This is a genomic window from Neobacillus rhizosphaerae, from assembly GCF_050477885.1.
GTDB classification, from domain to species: domain Bacteria; phylum Bacillota; class Bacilli; order Bacillales; family Cytobacillaceae; genus Neobacillus; species Neobacillus rhizosphaerae_A.
Genome location: NZ_JBCNAC010000163.1, coordinates 1 through 1,381 on the forward strand (window position 1 = coordinate 1; position 1,381 = coordinate 1,381).

Genomic DNA, 1,381 nt, shown 5'->3' on the forward strand with positions numbered 1-1,381 from the left:
TGATACTACGTCAAGAAAACGGACAAATTAAATCGGGCACTTTTTTAATTTTCAGCCTACCGCGCTAACGCTTGGTGGCCTGGATGAATGATGACCTAACTGTCGTTACCTCATCATTCATCCAGGAAAAGGGTAATATCAGGCTGCTTTATTTTTTGCGTAATAAGCTTTTTCAAACTCCATCGGTGATTGGTATCCAATAGTTGAATGGATCCTCTCTGGATTGTAAAAACAAGTGATATACTCAAAAACTTCCTTCTTTGCCTCTGCTCTTGTCTTATATGTTTTCTGGTAGATTAATTCCTTTTTGATAATACTGTGAAACGATTCAATACAAGCATTGTCATAACAGTTTCCCTTGCCACTCATGCTAATTTCTATTTCTGCTTTTTTCAGCTTGTCTGTGTAGTCCAGGGAAGCATATTGGCTTCCACGATCAGAGTGATGAATAAGCCCCTTTTGAGGCGGCTGATGCTTCATGGCCCGGTCCAGGGCTGTGATGACCAGTTCCTTCTTCATTCGGTTGCTAATCTCAAATCCTATGATTTTACGCGAATAAAGATCCATGACGGAAGCGAGGTATAGGAATCCTTCCTTTGTCCAGATATACGTAATGTCCGCAACCCATACCTCTCCCGGCGCATCCGTAGTAAAATTCTGTTTTAGAAGGTTCGGGTAAATCGGGTTTTTATGACTTGAGTCAGTCGTTACTTTGAACTTCCTGGCTGTCTTGGATTTAATACCCTCCACGCGCATAATTCGTTGGACGGTACGTTCTGAGACTTTAACGTCATTCTTGTGAAGTTTTTTGGTTATCTTCGGGCTGCCATACATGCCCCTTGATTTCTCATGAGCTTTCTTGATTTCTTCGGCCAGTTGTTTGCGCCGTTTCTCTTGTTCACTTGGTTCACGTTTGAGCCAGTCATAATACCCACTTGTTGAAACGCCGAGAAGCTCGCACATCTTCTCCACCGGGAACACATCTTTATGATCCCTGATAAATTGGTAGGTTAGTTGGGGTTTTTGGTGAAGATGTGCAAGGCTTTTTTTAAGATTTCGACCTCCTGTTTCAAGTCTATATTTTCTTTTTGGATGTCCATATAAGGCTTTAATTCAGGGGGAGTATTGCCGCTCCCGACGAAACCCTTTTGCCTCTTTTTCTTGTATGCATCGACCCAGTTCCTTATAGTTCCAACTGGAATATCTAGGTCTCTTGCTAGTTGAGTTGCTTTTTTACCATCTTCTACGACCATTTGTGCAATCTGTATTTTATATTCGAGATCAAAATGTTTCCCCATATAGACACGTCCTTTAATTGTTCTTTGTTATTCATTATAACGAAAGTGCCAATTTACCGTGTCCGTTTTTTAGTCTAGCATCA

The 1,381-nt window shown here is 41.2% G+C and carries 1 pseudogene; it reads right to left on the bottom strand.

The features are described 5' to 3' along the window. Nucleotides 1-138 precede the first annotated feature (138 nt). Nucleotides 139-1,298, bottom strand: a pseudogene (locus ABES03_RS22055) (IS3 family transposase). Between the last annotated feature and the right edge of the window lie 83 nt (nt 1,299-1,381).